The following is a 24,837-nucleotide window of genomic DNA, read 5'->3' as shown; positions in this document are numbered from 1 at the left end:
CATGAGTGAAGAGCCGACCGGCGCCGACCTGGCCGAGGCCGTCGTCAAGGGGCCGCCCAAGACGCTGGCAGGCGGTTTGTTCAAGGCTGTTCGGCCCCGGCAATGGGTGAAGAACGTCCTGGTGCTGGCCGCGCCGCTGGCGGCGGGCACGGCCACGAACGTGGACGTGCTCGCGCCGGTCGGCATCGCCTTCGTGGTGTTCTGTATGGCGGCTTCGGGGATCTATCTGGTCAACGACGCGCTCGACGTGGAGGCCGACCGGGCGCATCCGACCAAGCGGTTCCGGCCGATCGCCGCGGGCGTCGTCCCGGTGAATCTGGCCTACCTGCTCGCCGCAGTGCTGCTGGCCGGGTCGATCGCCGGGTCGTTGCTCGCGTCGTGGCATCTGTCGGTCGTCATGGCCGTCTACATCGGCATACAGCTGGCCTACTGCTTCGGTCTCAAGCACCAAGCCGTGCTGGACATCTGCATCGTGTCGTCCGGATTCCTCTTGCGCGCCGTGGCCGGTGGCGCCGCCGCGAATATCGAACTCTCGCAGTGGTTCCTGCTGATCATGGCCTTCGGCTCGCTGTTCATGGCGGCCGGCAAACGCTATGCGGAACTGCAGATCGCACTGGGTACCGGCGCCAAGATCCGCAAGTCGCTGGAGTACTACACGCCCACCTACCTGCGCTTCATCTGGACCCTGGCCGCGACGGCGGTCGTAGTGTTCTACGGGCTGTGGGCGTTCCAACAGGACAGCATCAAAGAAACCAACTGGTTCGCGATCTCGATGGTCCCGTTCACCATCGCGATCCTGCGTTACGCGGTCGACGTCGACGGCGGCGGGGCCGGTGAGCCCGAAGAGATCGCCCTGGGGGACCGAATCCTCCAGTTCCTCGCAATCGCCTGGATCGGAGCGGTAGGTGTCGCTGTCTACCTCACCTGACGAGACACTGGTAGCGGAGCGAATGGAATATGCGGGGGAGCTGCGGTCCGATCAGGCCGCACGCTCCGCGTCGCGGGTCGCGCGCCTAGCCAAAGCCACGTTCGTCGGTGGGATCGCGCTCACCGTTGCGCTCTTCGCGGTAGGCGGCTGGCAGCGCCGCTGGATCGCCGACGACGGCCTGATCGTGTTGCGCACCGTGCGCAATCTGCTCGCGGGCAACGGTCCGGTCTTCAACGAGGGCGAGCGCGTCGAAACCAACACCAGTACCGCATGGACCTACCTCGTGTGGTTCTTCAGTTGGCTGACCCAGGCCCGACTCGAGTACGTGGTGCTCGGCGTCGCGCTGACGGTGTCGCTGGCCGCGGTGGTGTTCGCCATGCTCGGCTCGTCCCGCCTGTGGGGTGGGACCGGATCCGGCGTGCTGCTGCCCGCGGGGGTGCTCGTCTACATCGCGCTGCCCCCGGCCAGGGACTATGTCACCTCCGGTCTGGAGAGCGGTCTGGTGATCTGCTGGATCGGCTTGCTTTGGTGGCAGCTGATGCGGTGGAGTCAGGCCAAGTCGGTTCGGCTGCCCGGTCTGCTCGGACTGGTCTTCCTCGCCGGGCTCGCACCGCTGATCCGTCCGGAGATGACGCTTGTCGGCGCGCTCGCACTGCTGATGATCTTCCTGGCGCCCATGCCGGAGAGCAGGCTGCGCCCGATCGTGCTGCGCGGCCCGATCGTGCTGCGCGGCCCGATCGTGCTGCGCGCGATCATCGTCGCGGTGGCCGGTCTGGTTCCGCTGGGTTACCAGATCTGGCGGATGGGCTACTACGGCCTGCCATACCCGAACACCGCCGTCGCCAAGGACGCGGGCGGCGCGAAATGGGGCCAGGGCTTCACTTACCTGTGGAATCTGGTCGGGCCGTACTTTCTGTGGGCGCCGCTGCTGGTACTGCTCATCGCCGGTGTGGTCGCTGCCCGTGCCCACGCCGGTCGGAATGCGGCGCAAGCGGGTCACCGCGCCCCGCAGGACGAGACGCCCGGCGGGTCGGTGTACCGGATACGGGTATGGCTGCGCTCACCGGGCGCGGTGGTTACCCTCATGCTCGTCAGCGGATTCCTGTTGACCGTGTACGCGCTGCGGGTCGGCGGCGATTTCATGCACGGCCGCATGCTCCTGCCGCAGCTGTTCCTGTTGCTGCTGCCGGTCGCGGTGATCCCGATCCGGCTGCCCGAAGGTGGCCTGCGTGCGGTGTCGGCCGGCGACTGGTCCTTCGCCGTGTTGCTGTTCGCGCTGGTCGGCATCGCGGGCTGGGCGCTGTTCGCGGCCAACACCACAGCGATCAAGACCGGCACCAAGATCACCTCGACCGGCATCGTCGACGAGCGCGTCTACTACGTGCTCAATACCGGTCATGACCACCCGATCCTGGCCGAGGACTATCTGGACTACCCGCGTATCCGCCCGATGGTCGACGACATCGCGGCCAGCCCCAACGGGGGGCTGCTGCTCAATTCTCCGTCGTTCATGTTCTGGTACGTCGCTCCACCACCGCAGCCCATCCCCGCGGGCGGCGCGGGCCACACGGTCTACTTCCTGAACCTCGGGATGACCAGCATGAACGTTCCGCTGAATGTCCACGTGATCGACCAGATGGGACTGGCCTATCCGCTGGCCGCGCACACCGACCGACTCGTCGACGGCCGGATCGGCCACGACAAGAGCCTGTACCCGGACTGGGTCATCGTGGATACCGGCATGGTGGACAAGAAGCCGTGGATGCCGTGGTACCTGGACGAGAAGTGGGTCGCGCAGGCACGCGTCGCGATGTCCTGCCCGGACACCCAGGCGCTGATGATCTCCTACCGTGATCCGCTCACCTTCAATCGCTTCCGGCACAACCTGCGCAACGCGCTGCGGTTCGCCGAATACCGAATGGATCGGGTGCCGAAGTACGAGATCCAGCGCTGTGGGCTGGCCGACCCGTTCCCGCAGCCGGTCGCGCCACGCTGAGTCTTGTTCTCATCGGTCACACTGGGCCCACCGTGCACGGTGGGCCCAGTTGTCTCACTTGGCGGGATTGCATAAAGTGGCGTGCACCGCTTTGTCTCGTTTTGATAACGTACTCGCATCGATGTCGCGCTAGGCTGCGACCGTACGCCCGGCCGGGCGTCCACGGATTGTGGGGATCGGCGGGATATCGTGTGGACGGCTTCCGCTGTCGCCGTGAACGAAAGGTCGAATCTGATGCGAGGCGTTATCGGGCGTCTGAATACTCGAAGAGCAGGATCCTGGTTCAAGCGTTCGATGCTGGTGTCGCTGGCTGTTCTGCTACCGCTCGGGGTGTCGGTGGCAGGCCCTGCCGCTACCGCCTCCGCAGCGTTCAATCCGGATGGTTTCGACTTCTGGGTCGATTCCTCGATGGGGCCGATCAAGTCCCGCGTCTTCCGTGCGGCCGACGGCAACACCGGACGCGTGGTGTACGCGCTGGACGGTATGCGCGCACGCACCGACCTGAGCGGGTGGGAGATCGACACCGAGGTCGTGCGTGAGCTGACCAAGTGGAACATCAACGTCGTCATGCCGGTCGGCGGTCCCTCCAGCTTCTATGCCGACTGGAACGGTCCGAGCGACTTCTTCGGTCTGGGCAGCGCGGGCTCCTCGTCGACCGGGTCGGCGAACTCCGGCTCCGGCCTGCTGACCGGTTCTGCCGGCGGGCCGGGCAAGAGCAGCACCTATAAGTGGGAAACCTTCCTCACCGACAACCTGCGTAAGGCACTGCGCGATCGGCTCGGGTTCAATCCGAACGGAAACGGCGTGTTCGGCCTGTCCATGGGCGGCAGCGCCGCGCTGACGTTGGCTGCTTACCATCCCGACCAGTTTCGATACGCCGGTTCGTACTCCGGCTACCTGAACATTTCGGCGCCGGGTATGCGCGAGGCGCTGCGCGTGGCCATGTTGGACGCCGGCGGCTACAACATCGACGCCATGGCGCCGCCGTGGGGTCCGCAGTGGCTGCGAATGGACCCGTTCGTCTTCGCGCCGCGGCTGAAGGCCAACAACACCCGATTGTGGGTCTCCGCCGGTAGCGGTCTGCCGCGCGCGACGGACGGCGTGAGCTTCAATACGCTCAGCGCGATGGGCCTGGAGGCGCTGGCGTTGGCGAACACGCGGGCGTTCCAAGTCCGGATGTTGTCGCTGGGTGCGGGCAACGTGACCTACGACTTCCCGGCTGTCGGTGTGCACAACTGGAACTACTGGGCCGATGAGGTCTATCGGATGATTCCGGACCTCTCGGCCAACATCGGATAGCCGTCCGAGCTCCGCAAAGACCGCCCGCCGCGGATGCGCCGGGCGGTCTTTGCGTTTCCGCAGTCGTCCACGACTTCGTCGACAACGAATCTCAAGCGAAACCCGCTTCGGTAGTTGTGGCATGGATCACTTTCCAGCAACATGGAGGCATTTGCTCCCGATTGATGCACGGAGAACATGCACAGAGGTCAATACGCCTGTTTCTTGGCTGGTATCGCACCTCCGTGCCCGATGAGGGGCTCGGTAAAGATCGCTAGATGTTTGCCGACCCGGCCGTCCGAGCGAAAGGTCGAGTGTGATGCGAAATGCGCGCTGGAAACGCAGGCCCGGTAGGTCAGGAACACCAGGTTCGTGGCTGCGGCAATCGGTTCTCGGTATCGCAGTAGCGATATTGCTGCCGCTGAGCAGCACGCTCGTCGGTATCGGCGCCACCGCGACGGCGGCGTTCAATCCGGCGGCCTTCGACTTCTGGGTCGATTCCGGAATGGGGCCGATCAAGTCGCGGATATTGCGTGCAGCGGACGGTAATACCAACCGTGTCGTCTATGCGTTGGATGGGCTGCGGGCCCCCGAGAACTTGAACGGCTGGGAAATCGAGACCAGCATCCCCGAGGCGCTGGCCAGCCAGAACATCAATGTGGTGATGCCGGTCGGCGGGATGTCCAGTTTCTACGCCGACTGGAACGCGCCGAGCGAATTCTTCGGCGTCCCGGCGGGTAATGGCTCGAGCACCGGCTCCGGTGGACTGAACGGTTTCGCCGGCGGACCGGGCAAGAGCTATCGATACCAGTGGGAAACGTTCCTGACCGAGAACCTGAGGTGGGCGCTACGCGACCGGCTCGGGTTCAACCCGAACCGAAATGGCGTGTTCGGCTTGTCCATGGGTGGCAGCGCCGCGCTGATGATGGCCGCCTATCACCCGGATCAGTTCAGCTTCGCCGGTTCCTTCTCCGGGTATCTCAATAATTCCGCGCCGGGAATGCGTGAGGCCATCCGCGTGGCCATGCTGGACGCGGGCGGCTACAACGTCGACTCGATGGCGCCACCGTGGAGCCCGCAGTGGCTGCGGATGGACCCGTTCGTCTTCGCGCCCAACCTGGTCCGCAACGGCACCCGCCTGTGGATCGCCGCGGCCAGCGGTCTGCCCACGGCCAACGACCCGCCGGGGTTCAATACCCTCAACGGCATGGAGTTGGAGTCGCTGGCGCTGGCGAACACCCGCGCGTTCCAGGCCCGCATGTCGGCGCTGGGTGGCAGCAATGTCGTCTACTCCTTCCCGTCCACCGGTGTCCATGCTTGGAACAACTGGTCCGAAGAAGCCCTCCACATGATTCCGGATCTGTCGGCGAATATCGGCTGACGAACTTCGCGCCGACAAGCATGCCCCGTACCACATCGGGCCGGGCGGCTTGTCGGCGCACATTTGTCCCGGGACGGTCCAGTTGTTGGTCGGGGTTCCGGTGGTCACCGCTGAAAGCCGACCCCAGGCCGGTGGCCGGGGTCCGGGGCGATGGAGCCTGTTTGTGTGGTGCGTCGGCGGCCGCGAGCAGCGACACGGTGCCGTACGCGGCGGTCGGCGGGGGACTCCTGTCCTGGTCGGTGATGGTGCCGGGATGGTGGTTTGCGCCGTGAACTCTGCGATGCCCGGATCGGCGTCCGACGTCGCGTTGTCGAGTCGACTCGTGCGGGCCATGAACCCGCCCGGCGTGCCGCCTTCTCGAAATACCTCCGGCTTCGTCACGATCGGGCGTCGCGGGGCGTTTTCATGATTGCTGAACGCGATGAACTGCCTATAAAGAGCGATAACGCTGAGAACTTCGGTTCGACCGAAGCCGTCGGCGCCGAGTACCGATCCTTGTGCGCGACAGTTGCGATCACGCGGTCGAAAGGTCGAGGGATGCGAGCAGGCGGGGTGTGCGGAACGGTTGCCATAGCGGATCAGAACGTGCGCCGCGGTCCTGACGGCAACCACTGTCGTAGGCGATGCGCTTCTGCCGAACTCGACGACTCGAGCGACGAGGCCGGCACCGCCGTGATCCTCCTCGGGCAGCGGCAGTGGAATGCCGCCGTGGCGCTACCGGTAGCTGGTCGATTCGACAGCAATTCGGACCGGATCGTGACAGGTTATGCCGACGACAAAGCCGAGCCGCGTGCCCCGGAGACTTTTCCGACCCACCGCCCGAGCCGGGGCCCACGCGCTCGGCAAGAGCGCTATCCGAATGGCAACGGAGGGGCCGGTCGGCGCATAGGCGGCGGCGCCGCGCTGATTGCGACGGTCAACCCCGCCCGATTCCGCTATGTGGGTTCGTATTCCGGCGCTGCGCGTATTCCGGCGACCGGTATGCGCGAGGCAATACGCGCCCGCCCTTGCTCGATGCCTTCGGATTCGACACCACCGTCAGATGGGCGGCGCGCAGACCTGTGCCAGCTGGGCGACGACCCGTTCTCCTTCGTTCCATCCCGGTGGCGCACCGGATCCTGGCTGCCGATTTTCCGTCGGTGATGTGCTCGACGGACCGTGTTCGCTGATCGGCAACCAGACCGGCCGGATAGCGTCGGCGGCACCCGTGTCCATGAGCATCCGGGTATTTCCGATCCGGCGGGATCGTGTCGGACCGAGCAACTCGATCTTCGGACACCCCTTGCTGGGTGGATACGGATGCCGGCCCGGCGGGATGCGCGGGTTGGCGATTCGAGGGGTGCGGCACAGTTCCCGCGAGGAATGGAATATCTTGTGTTCCAACACGACATCATCGCGAGAACGCGATAGGGTCACCGCAGCATCACATATTGCGAACGGGCGGATTTCGGCCACTCGAAAGCCCCGATCTTGCTTAGGCGCTTGCTTAGGCGGGGGGTGTCGAATATCGTCCAGCGAGCGTAAGTGTGACCAGATCGTTGTAGCGACGTCGCTGGTACCGGAATGTCGGGAGCCGGTTTCCTGTGACGTGTGTCTCGTTGGCAGCACGGGTGCTGTTCCACCCCGACGGGGTTGCGAGCGGTACCACAACAGCAGAAAGAGAGCAGGATTCATGCGTTTCGGCAGGGCGGCCGCGCCGACGATGAGCAAGTCGGTACGGCGAAGCGCACCTCGTGGTTGGCGTAATCGAATTCTGGCTGTCGGTGCCGCAGTATTGGCGCTACCGATCGCCGCCGGACTGGCGACCCCGACTGTTGCCACCGCGGCGCCGTCGGTACACACGCCGGTGCTTCGGTCGCCCGCGGGCGGCTATGAGGACCTGATGGTCCCCTCCAGCATGGGCCCGATCAAGGTCCAGGTGCAGTGGGCATCGCGTGGCGGCAACGCCGCGCTGTACCTGCTGGACGGTCTGCGCGCCCGCGACGACCGCAACGCGTGGTCGTTCGAGACCAACGCGATGCAGCAGTTCGCCAACGACAACATCACCCTGGTGATGCCGGTCGGCGGCCAGGCCAGCTTCTACACCGACTGGTACGCGCCGTCGAACCTGAACGGCCAGAAGACCACCTACAAGTGGGAGACCTTCCTGTCCAAGGAACTCCCGGCCTTCCTGGAGGGCTACGGCGTCTCGCGCAACAACAACGCGGTCATCGGCCTGTCCATGGGCGGTAGTGCGGCGTTGGCCCTCGCGGCCTACCACCGCGACCAGTTCAAGTTCGCCGGCTCCTACTCGGGCTACCTGAACATCTCCGCGCCGGGCATGCGTGAGGCGATCCGTATCGCGATGCTGGACGCCGGTCGTTTCAATGTCGATTCGATGGCCGCACCGTGGAGCCCCGCGTGGCTGCGGATGGACCCGTTCGTGTTCGCGCCGCAGCTGCGCGGCCTGCCGATGTACATCTCGGCGGCCAGTGGCCTGCCGGGCCAGTTCGACCAGCCGAACTCGGCGGTCGGCCTGTTCAACACCGGCAACGCGATGGCGCTGGAAGCCCTCTCGCTGGTCAACACCCGTGCGTTCCAGGTCCGCCTGAACTCGCTGGGTATCCCGGCGCGGTTCGACTTCCCGGCCGCGGGCACCCACTCCTGGAAGTACTGGGAGGGCGAGCTGTTCGCCTCCCGCAACATGATCCTGGACGCCACCGGCGCCTGGTGATCTAGTTCGCTGCTTCGCACTCAGGCCGCGCCGATTCCGGTGCGGCCTGAGTCGTATCCAAGGGTCGGTCGATTCCCTGCCCGTGAGCGTTTGCCAGATATACGCGGCTCCGCAACCGGCATTCAAGACAGCGCAGCGCGTGTCTCCCCGAAACAGCGCTGCCGCCGGAGTACAAAGCTCTTGTGGCAGGGATTGCGTGCGGTACCTGGGGGAGACGCCAACGTCGCGGCGCTCGTCCGGTCCGCAGACGGCTCATGCTGCTGTCCATCGCAATGGTTCTGCCGCTCGCCGCGGGTTTGCCCGCGGAAGCCCCCTCCGTAGCGCAGCCCTCCGCCGCCGCCGCTCTCGCTCCGCCGATCGTGCAGAACGTCGTGTGGCTCACCGACCGCCGGGTCGCGTTGTGGGTTGCCTCGCCGTCCATGGGCGTGCCCATCCAGGTACAGCTGCTGCTGCCCAGGGATTGGAACACTCGCCCGGACGCCAGGTTTCCGGTGCTGTACATGCTCGACGGCCTGCGCGCCGCCAACGACGAGAGCGGATGGACGAAGGACGCGGGCGCGGTCGATTTCTTCGCCGACAAGAACGTCACCGTGGTACTCCCGGTCGGCGGCCAGTCCAGTTTCTACTCCGACTGGCTGGAACCGAACAACGGCCACAACTACAAGTGGGAAACCTTCCTGACCAAGGAGCTGCCGCCGCTGCTGGAGAGCCAGTGGCGGGCAACGGATGTACGCGGTATGGAGGGCTTGTCGATGGGCGGCACGGCCGCCATGTCCCTAGCTGCCCGCAATCCCGGCTTCGTGAAGTACGCCGCCTCCTATTCCGGCTTCCTGACCACTTTGACCTTGGGTATGCCGCAGGCCATCCAATTCGCGATGCGCGATGCGGGTGGATTCGACTCGGCCGCGATGTGGGGGCCGCCGACCAGTCGCGAGTGGGCGGAGCACGACCCGTACGAACTGGCCGACAAGCTGAACGGGATCAGTCTCTACTTGTCCAGTGGCAGCGGCGCGCCCGGTCTCTACGACCAGGCTTCCGGCATTCCGGGTGTGAGCACCAACTACGCGGGCATGGGCCTGGAAATCCTGTCCCGGCTCACCTCGCAGAACTTCGTGACCAAATTGCGCGACCTGGGCGTCCCCGCCCAGGTGAACTACCGCCAGTCCGGCACGCATTCCTGGCCGTACTGGGATTTCGAGATGCGCCAATCCTGGCCTCAGGCAGCGGGCGCGCTCGGAGTCGACCCAGGCAAGCTCGCCTGCGAGGCGGGCGGCGCGATCGGCGCTGTGGTCGCCGCGAACGGTTGGCTCGGGGAGTGTGTCACCGGCGAGTACCAGGTGTCCGGCGGCGTGGCCCAGGACTTCAAGGGTGGACGGGTGTTCTTCTCGCCGAGCAGCGGCGCGCACACGGTGGGCGGCGCGATCGGCGCCGGCTATCAGGCCGCGATGGGGTCGGCCGGACCACTCGGCCTGCCGGTGGGCGGCGAGCGTCCGCTGCCGGACGGTCGCGGCACGCTGCAGGACTTCCAGAACGGTGCGCTGTACTGGACCCCGCAGACCGGCGCGCAGGTGGTGCGCGGCGCGATTCTGCAGGAGTGGGGCAGGCAAGGCTATGAGCGTGGCCCGGCGGGCTACCCGATCGCACCGGAGGTCAAGACGCCGACCAAGGACGGCGCGGTGCAAGCGTTCGAGAACGGGCCATTCTATTACAGCGAGAAAACCGGCGTGCATCACGTCCACGGTCTGATCCTGGGCAAGTATGCCCAAATGGGCTACGAGAACAGCTGGCTGGGTTTCCCGCTCGTCGAGGAGCAGCCGCTGAAGGATCTCGGCCGGTTCATCGGATTCGAAGGCGGCAACCTCTACTGGAGTCCGGTGTCGGGAGTCTGGGCGGTGCAGAACGGCCCGGTCATGGATGCTTGGCGCGAAGCAGGTTACGAGAACGGCAAACTCGGCTACCCGATCAGCGACCAGTTCCCCATCCCCGATGGCGTCCAGCAGAACTTCCAAGCCGGGTTCATCACCGTGCGCGACGGCAAACCGGAAGTGCACAGCATCTGAAACCAGACTCAGGTGTGATCCGCAAACGACGCGTCGAGCACGAGATCGGGGAGCGGTCACCGCTCGGTGGACCACGGGCGCTGTCGCGATCATCCGGATTGCCCGTCGATTCCGCCATCGCCTCCTCGTCTGATCGCGAAGCGATGGCGTCGTCGTCCAACAGCGTCGTCGTCCTACAGCGTCGTCGTCCTACAGCGTCGTCGTCCAACAGCACTGAGTCGACCGCCTGACCGGAACCGCGTAACCGTGGTTTTGCCTTCGTCGGGGAGCCCGCACACCACGCTCACTCCGATGGTCTCGGTGGCCGCGATGCCGCGCACTGCACGTTCACATCGGCGCGGAGGACGAGCGGCAGTGGCGCTTTCACCAACTCGCCGCGCTACCCCTGGTTATATCTGGATCCGGGGGAGAAGTCTTCCCGCCGGGGCGCATGTGGCGCAGATAGACCATCGATTCAGTTTGCCGGTCAATCGCTGGCCTTTTCTCACCCGCGGTCAGCAGACCAGCAACCACCGCACTTGCCCCTTTCGAATAGCCGCGGTGCTTCGACGAACCGAGATCCGCCGATATCGCCATCGATGGCGGCTCGGGAATGGCAGATCTCGAATCCTCACTCTCCATAAGGCGTTTGGAGTTCAATGATCACTACGGTGGTCCGGCCTTTCCGGCCACGCGACGACAGGGGGTAGCCCGGCATGGGATGGGACCGGTCTGGTCGGGAGTCCGAGCGGTGACCGGCGTACTCGACGGAGCGCCACTGCACTCGACGGTGGTGACGGCCTTGCGCGGGTCCGGCGCCGGACCCGGTGAACACGCAGCAGTTGCTGGTCGAGCTGATGCGGGCCGATTCGTCGGGCAGTTGGGCCCGAATCCGGCTCGACGCTGGCGTCGAGACTTTGCCGCCGAATGTACTGGCCTAGGCGCGGTAGCAGGCGCACAACCGACCGTTCAGCGCCCAACAGCGACGACCCCCACTTCCGGACCTGCGGCCTCGGCCAGTGTGGCAGCCGCCGCCCAGCGCGTTCCGACGATAAGGCAGCCGATTTATTGTGCGTACTGCGGCGGGACGCCCGCGGTGAACGTCGATATCCACAATCATCGCGGACTCATTCTCTGGATGTCATTCCTCAGGCAGCCCGGACCATTTTGCCGCGACTGCGGCCTGGCCACCTATCGTCGGGGATGACCAGCGAAACCGTGTCGTTGGGCTGGTGGGGTCTGTTCCCACTGTTCGTCACCACGATCACGCTGCTGGTGGGCACGTCGGCATATGCGGCGATCAACTCCTTGCCGCCACGGCTCCCCGGTATGCCAGGCGCACCCCCTCTCGCCGAGTAAGCCGCTCTGTCGCCATTTCATTGTTGACCTGCCAATCCTGGCAAGAAGTTAGCCAGCTTCCGTAACTTCGGAGATCGAGCAGAAGCGACGGACTTCGTTGTTACTTCCATCGTTTCCTACGACGGCCCACGCTCCGATTTCTCGCCACCGGAACCTGCACCGTCTACATCTCGGGTGATGGCGTCCGGCCGGTCGCCTCGATGTAGCCGAACGAGGCCGACCGAGCCTGTAGGCCGCTCAGCTGAGACCGACGCCCGGGCGTGCGAGTGAAGTGCGATCCGACCTTGCCGGTTTGTAGCGCTGGAAAGTCCGACCGAGAAACCACGGTCCCCAACCGACCGAACGGGCTCAACCCCCGTTTCCGAGCGAAACGAGACCTAGCATTCCCGGTCGCGGCCCGCGAGCCTCCCAGGGGCCGCGAACCCGCAGCGCCGTAGGCGCTGCCGATTAGACACAGCTAGCCTGGTGGGCGACCCGACCCGCTTCGCGAACAGATCGAGGACAAGAATTCATGCATCGGACCCGTGGAAAGGTACTTGCCGTGGCTGCGGCGATTGCCGCGACCGGCCTGCTCGCCGCGTGCGGCGACAATGATTCGACTGTTTCGAGTACACCAACGCTGAACCGCACCACCACGACGGCGACGCAGCCGGCCGCCTCGTCGACCACTGCCGCCGCGCCGGGACAGGCCGCGCCGGGACAGCCCGCGCCGGAACAACCGCCCACGGAGACGGTCGCTCCCGAGCGGCCTTCGCCGGTGCCGACCGAGGCCGCGCCGCCGGTGGACACGTCGAAGTTCACCGACAAAGACAAGCGTTTCCTCGACGAACTGCAGAAGCAGGGCATCACCCCGTCCACCCCTGACATCGCGCTGAGCATCGGCGCGTACGTCTGCCAGGGCACCGCCTCCGGCGCGTCCGATCAGGATCTGATGACCTTCGTCAATGCCATGGCCGGTTCCGACCCGTCCTTCGATCCGGCGAAGATGCCGGTCGAGCGGGCCGGGCAGATCTACATCTCCGCCGCAAAGGCGACGTACTGCCAGTGAGTGCGCGCCGTCGTTCGATGTCCCGCCGGCCGAAGCCGGCGGGATGTTTGATCTTGATCGGCGTCGTTGTGCTGATCATCGTCGTCGCTCTGCTGCTGTGGTACCTGCTCGCGGGACGGTTGCGGCCGCCGGTGCCCGGACCGAAGCCGCCGGAGCGGCCGACCTCGCAGCCCGCGAGTTGTCCTGATGTGCAGATGATTTCGGTGCCGGGCACCTGGGAGTCGAACAGCAACGACGATCCGCACAACCCGACCGCGAACCCGGTGTCGCTGATGCTCAACGTGTCCGGTCCGGTCGGGGGGCGGTATTCGCCCGAACGGCTGGACGTGTACACCGTTCCGTACGTCGCGCAGTTCTCCAACCCGATCGCGATCCCGCCGGACGGCCAGCAGTCCTATAACAACAGCCGGTCCGAGGGAACCACGCGGATGATCGACGCGATGGCCGACCGCAATAAGGAGTGTCCGCTGACCTCCTACGTGATCGCCGGGTTCTCCCAGGGCGCGGTGATCGCGGGTGACGTCGCCGCGCAGATCGGCGCGAACAACGGGCCGGTACCCGCCGACCTGGTACTCGGAGTGACGCTGATCGCCGACGGGCGGCGCACCGGCGAGGTCGGACCCGGCCAGGCGATCCAGGTCGGCACGCCTCCGCCAGGGGTCGGCGCCGAAGTCGCGCTGCGGGGATTGAACGTGCCCGGCATCGTGATGACCGGTCCGCGTCAAGGGGGCTTCGGCTCCCTGGCCGACCGCACTTATACGATCTGCGCGCCCGGCGACCTGATCTGCGACGCACCGCGGGAGGCATTGAACCCATGGAACATCGTCGGCAGCCTGACCACCTTGGCCAGTGCCGTGGGCAATCCGGTGCACAGTCTCTACAACGGCTTCGTGGTCGACAGCGACGGCACCACGGCGACACAGTGGACGGTCACCTGGGCCGACGGTCTCATCGACGCGGCGCCGCGTCCGCCGCACCCGTGAGAATTCACGGCACGTGACGTACCCCGCAGACCGATGGCGTGACAAGCGCAACTCGAGTGGGTCGGCACGCTGTAAAGTGCCCTGGTGATCGCGACGCCGGGCAACGCCGCAGGGCACCCTCTGGTGGGCGTCGCGCCCGAAATTCCTCACAGCCAGGAGCATGAGTTCATGACAGAAGCCGCCGCACCGGCCACCACGGCGAGCCGTGAAGCGGATGCTGCGTTGACCGCGGAGGCGGGGTCGACCGCGGAGGCGGGGTCGACCGCGGAGGCGGGGTCGACCGCGGAGGCGGGGTCGACCGCGTTGGGCACTCCCCTGCGTCCATTCCGCTTCGCGGCCGCGGGCGAGGGAAACAAGCAGGAGGGCGGCGCCCGCAAGTTCGTCCAGACGGCGCAACAGGCCGAGGAGTACGGCTTCGACACCTTCGTCGTGCCCGATCACCTCGGTGAGCAGATCGGGCCGATCGCCGCGCTCGGCGCACTGACCCAGGCCACCGAGCGGATCCGGCTGGGAACGTCGGTGCTGGCGAATGGTTTCCGCCACCCGGTAGTGCTGGCCAAGGACCTGGCCACGATCGACGTGCTGTCCAAGGGCAGACTCGAGGTCGGCCTCGGCGCGGGGTGGATCAAGGAAGAGTTCGAGAACGCGGGCATTCCGTATGAGTCACCCGGTGTTCGGCTCGAGAAGCTTGACGAGGCACTGACCATCCTGGACGTGCTGCTGCGCGGCCAGGAGTGCACCTTCGACGGCAAGCACTACCAGGTGCGCGGCGTCAAGGGCACGCCACGGCCGCGGCAGGGTCCGCGCCCGCCGATCTGTACCGGCGGTGGCGGCCCGAAGATGCTGCGGTTGGCCGCCAAGCACGCCGACATCGTCTCCGTCGTTCCGGTCACCACCAAGAACGGCAAGGGCCTACTCTCCGGCATCACTATCGAGAAGGCCATCGAAAAGGTGAACCTGATCAAGGAGGCCGCCGGTGACCGGTTCGCCGACATCGAGCTGAACTGGGCCATCACCGCCGTCGTGATCACCGACGATCGGGAGAAGACCGCGGAGATGGCGTTGTCGGCCTTGGAGCGGGGACTTCACCCGAACCTCGAGGTGGATGTTCAGCTGTCCGTCGAGGACATCCTGAACTCGCCTTACGTGGCGATCGGTACCTTCGAGGAGATCGCGGAGCAGATCCGACGTGTGCGCCAACTCACCTCGATGTCGTACGTAGGTGTTTTTCCCACCCAGATGGACGCGTTCGCTCCGGTTATCCCCCTGCTGCGGGATGAGTGAGCCAGTCTTCTCTGTAACATAACTCTGGTTTGAGTACATCTAGCCGATAGCGGTCACCGCGCAGACCGCACAAATCTGCAGGCTGGCTCTGCACTTGGAGCACCCGCGGGCGAAAGCGAGTCGGGGCCTCACAGGTAACAGCGGCGATGTCGCCGTCTTGCTGCGTGTGCCTCGGAGGAGAAGAAGGAATGGAAGAGACTTTCGACGACTACCTGGACGAAACCGGGAACATCCGAATTCCCGAGGATCACACCCTGGTGGATCACGTCGAGAAGCACACCCGGAACGACGCGAACACCCTCGCGTACCGCTACATCGATTACTCGCGTGAGCGTGATGGCGAGGCGCTGGAGCTGACGTGGCGTGAGTTCGGTATTCGGCTGCGCGCGGTGGCCGCTCGATTGCAGCAGGTGACCAATCCGGGTGACCGGGTCGCGATCCTCGCACCGCAGGGCCTGGACTACGTGATCTCCTTCTTCGCCGCGATCTACGCCGGAACCATCTCGGTCCCGCTGTTCGACCCGGACGAGCCGGGCCATACCGACCGCCTGCACGCGGTGCTCGGCGACTGTGAACCTTCGGCCATCCTGACCGCCAGCTCCTCGGCGGCCGGGGTCCGGCAGTTCTTCCGGTCGCTGCCCGCCGCGGCGCGCCCGCGCATCATCGCGGTGGACGCGATCCCCGACAGCGTCGGCGAGAGCTGGGTGCGCCCGGATATCGCGATCGACGACATCGCCTATCTCCAGTACACCTCGGGCTCCACCCGGGTTCCCGCCGGCGTCGAGATCACCCATCGTGCGGTCGGGACCAACCTGCTGCAGATGGTCGAGGCGATCAACCTGGACTGGAACTCGCGCGGCGTCACCTGGCTGCCGCTGTTCCACGATATGGGCCTGCTGACGGTGATCCTGCCCGCGGTGGGTGGCAAGTACATCACCATCATGTCGCCGAGCGCGTTCGTGCGCCGCCCGTACCGCTGGATCAAGGAGCTGGCCGCCGCTTCCGATGGCGCCGGAACTTTCGCCGCCGCACCGAATTTCGCGTTCGAGCACGCGGCCACGCGCGGTCTGCCGAAGAACGGCGAGTCGCTGGATCTGTCCAATGTCATCGGCCTGATCAATGGCAGCGAGCCGGTCACGACGTCGTCGATGAAGAAGTTCAACGACGCGTTCGCGCCATACGGCCTGCCCAAGACCGCTATCAAACCGTGCTACGGCATGGCCGAGGCGACGTTGTTCGTCTCCGCCACCAAGGCCGAGGACGAAGCGAAGGTCACCTACGTCGACCGCACAGAGCTCAACGCGGGTCGCATGGTGCGGGTCGAGCCGACCACGGAGAACGCGATCGCGCAGGTATCCTGCGGCTACATCGCGCTCTCGCAGTGGGCGACGATCGTCGATCCGGAGACGGTCGACTCCGACGGCGGCGGCCACGAACTGCCCGACGGTCGGGTCGGCGAGATCTGGCTGCACGGCAACAACATGGGCATCGGATACTGGGGTCGTCCCGACGAGACCGCGGCGACGTTCCAGAACAAGGTCACCCATCGGCTGGCCGAGGGCAGCCACGCCGAGGGCGCCGAGGCGGACGCGAACTGGATGCGCACCGGTGACTATGGCGTGTACTTCGAAGGTGAGCTCTACATCACCGGGCGCGTCAAGGACTTGGTCATCGTGGACGGCCGTAACCACTACCCACAGGACCTGGAGTTCTCCGCACAGGAGGCGAGCAAGGCGCTGCGCCCCGGCTTCGTTGCCGCGTTCTCGGTGCCGGCCAATCAACTCCCGGCCGAGGTGTTCGAGCAGGGCAGCCACTCCGGTCTGAAGTTCGACGCCGACGATGCCTCCGAGCAGCTGGTCATAGTCGGAGAGCGGGGGCCGGGCGCGGGCAAGGCCGACCCACTGCCCATCGCCGACGCGGTGCGGGCCGCCATCTCGCTGCGCCACGGCGTGACCGTTCGCGACGTCCTGCTGGTGCCCGCGGGGTCGATTCCGCGCACCTCCAGCGGCAAGATCGCCCGGCGCGCCTGCAAGGCCGCTTATCTGGAGGGAACACTGCGGGGTGGTTACACCCAGCAAGCATTCCCCGATGCACTGGAAGAGTAATGCCAGGGCGGCCTCGGACCGACCACCGACGCTCGGCGCCGACCTTCCCACGCCGAGCGTCAATACACGGTACGCCCGGTACGCAGACAGGTAGCTTGAGGAATTGATGGCTGACAACGAGGGCACGCCCGACCAGACAACCGAAATCGATCCCGCCGATGCGGTCGCCGAGCAGGCGAAAGGCGGCCCGCACACCGACATGTCGGTGGCGGAGCTGCGCGAGTGGTTGCGGCGCTGGGTAGCCGAGGCAACCGGACAGCCGATCGAACAGATCACCGTGGACCGGCCGATGGAGGAGTTCGGGCTCGCCTCGCGCGACGCCATCGCCTTGTCCGGTGACATCGAGGAACTGACCGGCGTGATGCTGACGGCCACCGTCGCCTACCAGCATCCGACGATCGCCTCGCTCGCCGAGCGGATCATCAACGGCGAGCCGGAGGCGCCGGCGGAATCCTCCGACGACGCCTTCTATACCGCGGGCTACCCGCCGGGCGCGGCGCACGATATCGCCATCGTCGGCATGTCGACCCGGCTGCCCGGCGCGGGCACGACGCCGGAATCGACCTGGGAATTCCTGATCGGACGCGGCGACGCGATCCGTGCGCTGCCCGAAGGCCGATGGGCTGAGTTCGCCAGTGACCCGGTGGCGGCCGAGGCGATCGCCGAGGGCAACACCCTGGGCGGCTATCTCGACCAAGACGTGGTGAAGAACTTCGACGCGGAGTTCTTCGCGATGTCGCCGATCGAGGTCGAGCGGGTCGATCCGCAGCAGCGCTTGATGATGGAGTTGACCTGGGAGGCGTTGGAACACGCCAGAATTCCGGCGAGCGATCTCAAGGGCAAGCCGGTCGGTGTCTTCATCGGCACCTCCACCAACGACTTCATGTTGATCGCCGCGCTCGGGCTCGGCGCGGACGACCCGTCCGCGCCCGCGTCGGCCGCCGCCTACGGCCTGACCGGTAGCTCGTCGGGCATCATCGCCAACCGCATCTCCTACTTCTATGACTTCCGCGGCCCTTCGATCGCCGTCGACACCGCGTGCTCGTCCACGCTCGTCGCGGTGCATCAGGCGGTACGCGCGTTGCGCGACGGCGACGCCGATCTCGCGCTGGCGGGCGGGGTGAACATGCTGCTCGCGCCGATGGCCACACTCGGCTTCGACTCGGTCGGCGCGGTCGCGAAGGACGGAAGGATCAAGGCGTTCTCCGCCGACGCCGACGGCATGGTGCGTTCCGAGGGCGCCGGTCTGGTCGTGCTCAAGCGCCTCGCCGACGCCGAGCGCGACGGCGACCGGATCCTGGCCGTCATCAAGGGCTCCGCGGTCAACAATGACGGCCGCTCCAACGGCCTGGTCGCCCCGAATCCCGACGCCCAGGCCGACGTGCTGCGCCGGGCCTACCGGGACGCGGGCGTCGCGCCGAGCACCGTGGACTACATCGAGGCGCACGGTACCGGGACATTGCTCGGGGACCCGATCGAGGCCGACGCACTCGGCCGGGTGGTCGGCCGCGGCCGCGACGCGGACAAGCCGGCCCTGCTCGGTTCCGCGAAGACCAACTTCGGCCACTTGGAGTCCGGTGCCGGTGCCGCCAGCCTGGCCAAGGTGGTCATGGCGTTCCAGCACAATCTGGTGCCGCCGAACGTCCACTTCGCGGGCCCCAACCCGTACATCCCGTTCGACCAGGCGCATCTGAAGGTCGTCGCGGAACCGACCGAGTTTCCGCGCTACAGCGGCACCGCCACCGTCGGTATCTCCGGCTTCGGCTTCGGTGGCACCAACGCGCACGTCGTCCTGCAGGAGTATGTGCCCAGCGCGGCCCAGGCCGCTGCCCCCGAGCCCACTCCAGCGGTTGCCGCCGCCGACCTCGAGGCCGAGTTGGACGACGAGACCACCGATGTGGTCGCGGAAGCCGATGCCGTCGTGGCCGAGGCGGCGGCGGAACAAGCCGCCGAAACGTCCGCGTTCGTCGCCGAATGGACTGCCGAGCGGACCGCGCCGTTGCCGGTGATCCTGCCGGTATCGGGGTATCTGCCCTCGCGTCGCCGCCGCGCCGCCGGCGAGTTGGCCGACTGGCTGGAGTCCGAGACAGGCGCCGCGACTGCATTGGCAGACGTGGCGCGTTCGCTCGCCAAGCGCAGCCACTGGCGTTCGCGCGGCGTCGTGCTCGCCACGTCGCACGAGGAAGCGATCGCCGGACTGCGCGCCATCGCGGCGGGCAAGCCGGGCGCGGGCGTATCCACCGCCGATGCCCCGGCCGCTTTGGGCCCGATGTGGGTGCTCGCCGGTTTCGGCGCGCAACACCGCAAAATGGGCAAGCAGCTGTACCTGGAGAACGCGATCTTCGCGAAGGCCGTCGACGAGGTCGATGAGCTGGTGCAGGACGAGGCCGGGTACTCCGTCCGCGAGATGTTCCTGGACGACGGCCAGGACTACGACGTCGGCACCTCGCAGGTCGGCATCTTCACCATCCAGATCGGCCTCGCCGCGCTGCTGCGCGCGCACGGTGCGCAGCCGGCGGGGGTGGTCGGACATTCGATGGGGGAGGTGGCGGGCGCCTACATTGCCGGTGGTCTCCCGCTCGAGGACGCGGTCCGCGTGATCTGCGCCCGTTCTCGCCTGATGGGCGAGGGCGAGCAGATGATCAGCGACGACGACGTGCGCAATATGGCGCTGATCGAGTACAGCGCCGAGGATGTCGCCGCACTGCTGCCGGACTACCCGGATGTCGAGGTCGCGGTGTACGCGGCGCCGACCAACACCGTGATCGGCGGCCCGCAGGACCAGGTCGCGGCGATCGTCGCGCAGGTCGAAGCCGCTGGCAAGTTCGCGCGCGTGCTGCAGACCCGGGGTGCGGGCCATACCTCGCAGATGGATCCGCTGCTGGGTGAGCTGGCTGCCGAGCTCGCGGGCATCGAGCCGACCGCGCTGAAGACCGGTCTCTACTCGACCGTGCACCAGGAGCGGTACTTCCGTCCCGGCCACGACCCGATCCACGACGAGGACTACTGGGTCAAGAACATGCGCCACAGCGTGTACTTCACCAACGCGGTGAAGCTCGCGGTGGACACCGGGCACACCACATTCCTGGAGCTGTCGCCGAATTCCGTTGCGCTGATGCAGGTGCTGGGTACCACCTTCGCGGCAGGCGTGCACGACGCGCAACTCATCGCGACCCTCAAGCGCAAGGAGGATGAGTCCGCGGGTATCGTCGCCGCGCTCGCCCAGCTCTATGTGTACGGGCACCAGGTGGATCTGCTCTCGCTGCTTGGCACCGGTGAGTACGCGGATCTGCCACGAACCACGTTCCTGCGCAAGGAGTACTGGCCGAAGGCCACGATGTCGGCCGGCGGCAACAGTCGGGTCCCCGGCGCGCACGTGGCGCTGCCCGACGGTAGACACGTCTGGGAGGTATCGACGTCCGCCGTCACCGACCTGTCTGCACTGGTGACCTCCGCTGCGGCACAGGTGCTCAACGATGTTGCGCTGGGCGCCTCGATCCCGCACGGGGCGATTCCGGCCGCGGGCACGCTCACCACGACCCTTACCCCGCACCCCGGCGGCGCCTCGGTGCAGGTGCACGCCAAGGAAGACGCCGCTTTCCGGCTGGTGCTCGACGCGGTGGTGACCGCGAGCCAGTCGATGCCCTCGGAAACTCCTGTGGCCGAATCGGTCTCGGTCGCTGCCGCGACCGAGCAGAGTGACGCCGATATCGAGGTCGTGGAGACCTTCGGGGAGCGATGGGACCCGAACGGCGCCCAGACCGTGGAGGAGCGGCTCGCGCTGATCGTCGCGGAGTCCATGGGCTATGCGGTCGAGGACCTCCCGATGGAGATCCCGCTGATGGAACTCGGCCTGGATTCGCTGATGGCCATGCGCATCAAGAACCGAGTCGAGTACGAGTTCGATATTCCGCAACTGCAGATCCAGGCTGTCCGAGACGCGAGTCTGCACGAGGTCGGCAAGGTGCTCCGCTACGCCATCGAGCACCGCGACGAGGTGCAGGCGATGGCGGATAAGCAGGCCGCCGACAAGGCGGCCGGCGGCTCGGGCGAACTGACCGTGGACGGCGACCTTCTGACCGCTGCCAGGGCGGCGCTCGCTACTGGCGCGGACCCGGTGGCTTTGGTGTCGGGTGCGCCCGCCGCCACGCCGGACACAGCTGCCGCGGTTTCGGATGCCGCCATCACAACGCCGGACACAGCTGCGTCCGAAGCCGACTCGGCTGCGGCCGGCGAGCGGGTCGCCGAGCCGGCCCCCGCGGTGGCGGTGGTCCCGGCCGCTGCGGCCGCGGTCTTCGGCGGCGGGCAGGCCGCTGACGAAGACGACGTTCCGCCGCGCGATGCCGCCGAACGCCTGACCTTCGCCACCTGGGCGGTGGTGACCGGTAAGTCGGCCGGGGGCATCTTCAACACGCTGCCGATCCTCGATGAGGACACCGCCGAGAAGATGGCGGCGCGGCTGACCGAACGGGTCAAGGCCGAGATCACCGTCGATGACGTGCTCGACTGCGAGACCATCGAGCAACTTGCCGACATCGTTCGCGAGTTGCAGAACAGCGGCGCCGACGTGGACGGGTTCGTCCGCCCGCTGCGTCCCCGGCCGGACGGCTCGACCGCGGCGCCGGTGTTCGTGTTCCATCCTTCGGGCGGCAACACGCTGGTCTACGAGCCGTTGCTCAAGCGGTTGCCGGAGGGCACGCCGATGTACGGCCTCGAGCGGGTCGAGGGCTCCATGGAGGAGCGCGCCCGGCAGTACCTGCCGGAACTGCGCAAGATCCAGGGTGCGGGGCCGTATGTGCTCTACGGCTGGTCGCTGGGCGCGGTGCTGGCCCTTCAGGTCGCGCAGTTGCTGCGTGCGGAAGGCGCGGACGTTCGGCTGGTGGGCCTGATCGACCTGGCCATCCCGACCGAGGGGGAGGACAACAGCCCTGCTGAGCGGGTGCGCCGGATCGAGCGCTACCAGGACTTCGCGAAGCGGACCTACGGTGTCGAGGGCGAGTTGGACCGCGAGCAGTTGGAGTCGCTGGCGGCAGCGTCCGACGACGAGCAGTTCAAGATGATCAGCGATCTGATCAAGATCAGTGGCGCGAAGATCCCGGGCGGTGTGCTCGAGCACCAGCGCACCTCGTGGATCGACAGCCGCCACCTCGCCAGGACCCAGCCGTCCCACTACGACGGCGACGTCGTGCTCTACCTCGCCGACCGCTACCACGACGGCATGATCGAGCTCGAGCCTCGATTCGCCGACCGAGTGCCCAATGGCGGCTGGGACGACTACCTGACGAACCTGGAGATCATCCGCGTGCCGGGCGATCACCTGCAGATCATCGACGAACCGCGGATCGGGAAGATCGGGGCCGACCTGACCGCGAAGCTCGTCGCGCTCGAGGCGAAAGGGGCCAAGTGAGCACGACTGCCGAAAAACTTGCCGACCTGCGAAAGCGACTGGAATTAGCGCAGGAACCGGCGGGTGCGGCGGGGGTGGCCAAGCGGGCGAAGAAGGGAATTCCCAGCGCTCGCGACCGGATCAACATGCTGCTCGATCCGGGCACTTTCGTGGAGATCGGTGCGCTGGTGCGCAAACCGGGCGATCCCGCCGCGCTGTACGGCGATGGTGTGGTTACCGGCCATGGCCTGGTCGAAGGCAGGCCGGTGGCGGTGTTCTCACATGATCAGACCGTCTACGGTGGTTCGGTCGGCGAGATGTTCGGCCGCAAGGTGGCCGGGATGCTGGAGTACGCGGCCAAGGTCGGCTGTCCGGTGGTCGGCATCAACGACTCCGGCGGGGCCCGCGTGCAGGAGGCGGTGACCTCGCTGGCGTGGTACGCCGAACTCGGGCGGCGTCAGGAGCCACTGTCGGGTCTGGTCCCGCAGATCTCGATGATCCTCGGTAAGTGCGCTGGTGGCGCCGTATACGCCCCGATCAACACCGACGTGGTGGTGGCGACCGAAGAGGCGTACATGTTCGTCACCGGGCCCAAGGTGATCCGTGAGGTCACCGGCGAGGACGTGAGCCTGGAGGAACTCGGCGGCGCGCGCAGCCAGGCCGAGTACGGCAACATCCATCACGTCGCCAAAGACGAGGCCTCCGCGTTCGAGTGGGTCCGGGAGTACCTCAGCTTCCTGCCCACCAGCTGCCAAGAGTTGGCGCCGATCGTGAACCCCGGTATCGAGCCGGAGATCACCGACAGCGACCTGGAGCTGAATTCGATCGTCCCGAACTCCGACAACGCCGGATACGACATGCACGACATCCTGTTGCGGCTGTTCGACGACGGCGCGTTCCACGAGGTCGGCGCGTCCGCGGGCCGCAACATCATTACCGGGTTCGCTCGCGTCGACGGGCGCAGTGTCGGTGTGGTGGCCAACCAGCCGATGGTCTACGCGGGTGCGCTGGACGCGCGGGCGTCGGACAAGGCGGCGCACTTCGTGCGACTGTGCGACGCGTTCGAGATCCCGCTGGTGTTCGTCGTCGATACGCCCGGCTTCCTGCCCGGTGTCGAGCAGGAGAAGATCGGCGTCATCAAGCGTGGCGGCCGGTTCCTGTTCTCCTACGTCGAGGCCACGGTGCCGAAGGTGACCGTGGTGATCCGCAAGTCCTACGGCGGCGGCTATGCCGTGATGGGTTCCAAGCAACTGGGCGCCGACGTGAACCTGGCCTGGCCCACCGCGCGCATCGCGGTGATGGGCGCCGAGAGCGCGGTCAGCCTGATCGGCGGCAAGCAGATCGAGGCGGCGCCGGAGGACCAGCGTGCGGCGATTCGCCAGCAGATGATCGACTTCTACAACGCCACCATCGCAACGCCGTGGGTGGCCGCGGAGCGGGGATACGTCGACGCGGTCATCGAGCCGTCGACCACCCGCCTGGAGCTACGTCGCGCGCTACAGCTGTTGCGGGGCAAGAGCGTCGCTCGCAACCCGCGCAAGCACCATCTGCTGCCGTTGTAGCGTCGGAGGAACACGAATCGGGCCGGCACCCCTTGGCGGCACGGCCCGATTCGTGTCCGGTGTGGCGAAATCAGCTGATGCTGGCGGATTCGATGACGACGTCGTCCACCGGGACGTCCTGATGCATGCCCGCCGAGGAGGTGGCGACGGCGGCGATCTTGTCGACCACTTCGGTGCCCTCGGTCACCGCGCCGAAGACGGTGTAGCCCCAGCCCGCCGGGGTGGGGGCGGAGTGGTTGAGGAAGTCGTTGTCGGAGACATTGATGAAGAACTGCGCGGTGGCCGAGTGCGGGTCGTTGGTGCGAGCCATCGCGACGGTGTACTTGGTGTTCTTCAGGCCGTTGTTCGCCTCGTTCTGGATCGGGTCCTTGGTGCCCTTCTGGCGCAGGCCGGGCTCGAAGCCGCCGCCTTGAATCATGAAGCCGGGAATGACGCGGTGGAAGATCGTGCCGTTGTAGTGGCCTGCGTTCACGTAGTCCACGAAGTTGCGCACCGAGGCGGGCGCCTTCTCCTCGTTCAGTTCGAGGACGATCGGTCCGTAGTTTGTCGAGAGATTCACCTTGGTCATACCCCCACCTTTCCATCGTGGTCTCGGTCGGTTCGCAGTGCGGGGTCCTGTGTCGCCCCCTGGCGTCCGCGAAGTGCCGTGTTCTGGCTCGTCGCGCACATTCCTGAGAATCGGCTCCGAATACCCTGCGGCCAACACGCTGAGCCCACGGAACTTCTCCGGTCGGCGTACCACCGACACAGACAAGAGATTTCGTCAGCAGATGGG

Annotated in this window: 14 protein-coding genes; 13 read left to right on the top strand and 1 reads right to left on the bottom strand. The window is 66.5% G+C overall.

Going from position 1 to position 24,837, the window contains the following annotated elements; all coding sequences use genetic code 11:
- Position 1: 1 nt before the first annotated feature.
- The 13 genes from AB0B25_RS00250 to AB0B25_RS00190 all read left to right on the top strand — a co-directional run bounded on the left by AB0B25_RS00250 (position 2) and on the right by AB0B25_RS00190 (position 24,062).
- On the top strand, positions 2-928 hold the full coding sequence (locus AB0B25_RS00250) for a decaprenyl-phosphate phosphoribosyltransferase (protein WP_357172400.1): 927 nt from the start codon (positions 2-4) through the stop codon (positions 926-928).
- Between the two features lie 22 nt (positions 929-950).
- Positions 951-2,924 (top strand): flagellar motor control protein ZomB, encoded by a 1,974-nt coding sequence (zomB, locus tag AB0B25_RS00245; RefSeq protein ID WP_357173223.1) that lies wholly within the window; start codon positions 951-953, stop codon positions 2,922-2,924.
- A gap of 234 nt (positions 2,925-3,158) precedes the next feature.
- Positions 3,159-4,223 (top strand): alpha/beta hydrolase family protein, encoded by a 1,065-nt coding sequence (locus AB0B25_RS00240; RefSeq protein ID WP_357069150.1) that lies wholly within the window; start codon positions 3,159-3,161, stop codon positions 4,221-4,223.
- Positions 4,224-4,521: 298 nt separating this feature from the next.
- Positions 4,522-5,583, top strand: a complete 1,062-nt coding sequence (locus AB0B25_RS00235) for an alpha/beta hydrolase family protein (RefSeq protein WP_357172397.1) — start codon at positions 4,522-4,524, stop codon at positions 5,581-5,583.
- Positions 5,584-7,255: 1,672 nt separating this feature from the next.
- Positions 7,256-8,296 carry an alpha/beta hydrolase family protein gene (locus AB0B25_RS00230; protein ID WP_357172395.1) on the top strand — a complete coding sequence of 347 codons (1,041 nt, stop codon included), beginning with the start codon at positions 7,256-7,258 and terminating at the stop codon, positions 8,294-8,296.
- 254 nt (positions 8,297-8,550) lie between these two features.
- Positions 8,551-10,356: an alpha/beta hydrolase-fold protein gene (locus tag AB0B25_RS00225; protein WP_357172392.1), complete on the top strand. Its 1,806-nt coding sequence runs from the start codon at positions 8,551-8,553 to the stop codon at positions 10,354-10,356.
- 1,182 nt (positions 10,357-11,538) lie between these two features.
- A complete protein-coding gene (locus tag AB0B25_RS00220) occupies positions 11,539-11,694 on the top strand; it encodes a hypothetical protein (protein WP_357172389.1) in 156 nt (51 codons plus the stop codon).
- Between the two features lie 541 nt (positions 11,695-12,235).
- Positions 12,236-12,742, top strand: a complete 507-nt coding sequence (locus AB0B25_RS00215; protein ID WP_357172386.1) for a DUF732 domain-containing protein — start codon at positions 12,236-12,238, stop codon at positions 12,740-12,742.
- A gap of 17 nt (positions 12,743-12,759) precedes the next feature.
- A complete protein-coding gene (locus AB0B25_RS00210) occupies positions 12,760-13,725 on the top strand; it encodes a cutinase family protein (RefSeq protein ID WP_357172383.1) in 966 nt (321 codons plus the stop codon).
- Positions 13,726-13,893: 168 nt separating this feature from the next.
- The gene (locus AB0B25_RS00205; protein WP_357172382.1) at positions 13,894-15,009 is read left to right on the top strand and encodes an LLM class F420-dependent oxidoreductase; all 1,116 of its coding nucleotides are present in this window, start codon (positions 13,894-13,896) and stop codon (positions 15,007-15,009) included.
- A 188-nt stretch (positions 15,010-15,197) separates the two neighbouring features.
- Positions 15,198-17,114: a long-chain-fatty-acid--AMP ligase FadD32 gene (fadD32, locus tag AB0B25_RS00200; protein WP_357172379.1), complete on the top strand. Its 1,917-nt coding sequence runs from the start codon at positions 15,198-15,200 to the stop codon at positions 17,112-17,114.
- A 106-nt stretch (positions 17,115-17,220) separates the two neighbouring features.
- On the top strand, positions 17,221-22,521 hold the full coding sequence (gene pks13 / locus AB0B25_RS00195) for a polyketide synthase Pks13 (protein WP_357172376.1): 5,301 nt from the start codon (positions 17,221-17,223) through the stop codon (positions 22,519-22,521).
- The gene (locus tag AB0B25_RS00190) at positions 22,518-24,062 is read left to right on the top strand and encodes an acyl-CoA carboxylase subunit beta (RefSeq protein ID WP_357172374.1); all 1,545 of its coding nucleotides are present in this window, start codon (positions 22,518-22,520) and stop codon (positions 24,060-24,062) included. The genes pks13 and AB0B25_RS00190 overlap by 4 nt, the downstream gene beginning before the upstream one ends.
- Positions 24,063-24,132: 70 nt before the next feature.
- On the opposite strand, the gene AB0B25_RS00185 is transcribed toward AB0B25_RS00190, so the two are convergent.
- Positions 24,133-24,630, bottom strand: coding sequence for a peptidylprolyl isomerase (locus tag AB0B25_RS00185; RefSeq protein ID WP_357172371.1), 498 nt, complete (start codon positions 24,628-24,630; stop codon positions 24,133-24,135).
- Positions 24,631-24,837 lie beyond the last annotated feature (207 nt).

Source organism: Nocardia sp. NPDC049190, assembly GCF_040648115.1.
Taxonomy (GTDB): Bacteria; Actinomycetota; Actinomycetes; order Mycobacteriales; family Mycobacteriaceae; genus Nocardia.
This window is presented reverse-complemented; position numbering and strand designations above follow the sequence as displayed.